We start from the raw sequence: 362 nt of genomic DNA on the forward strand, positions 1-362 counted from the left end.
CGCCGGATACCCATTTCAGATAGCCGTCGATGGCCTTGTCGGCGATTGATTCCATCACCTTCGGCGGCACGGTGCTCCAAGGGTCCGTTCCGTTGCCGGGGACGATTTCCTGTCCCTGGATACGGTGAAGCCGGGTTCCCGCAGGGTCGAGCACGTCCCAGACATAGATGATCGTCGTCTGGTTGCCGTCAGGCAGGGCGGAGAAGTAGCCCTTCATGATATGCGTGTTGTCGGTATCGGCGGCGGTACCCAGAACGATGCCCTTGGCCTTGGCCAGCGCCGAGAGCCGTTGCGACAAGGGTGTGGCGGCGGCAATCGGGGCGCCGACGATCGGGGCAAAACTGCGTTTCGCCCCGATCGTC

General features: G+C 63.0%; 1 protein-coding gene. It reads right to left on the minus strand.

Features of this window, described 5'->3' with window-relative positions; genetic code table 11:
• Positions 1-362 (minus strand): hypothetical protein (locus ACYVTD_RS18085; RefSeq protein WP_461248994.1); only part of this gene is annotated, 362 nt, incomplete at both ends.

Source organism: Treponema sp. R6D11, assembly GCF_054786075.1.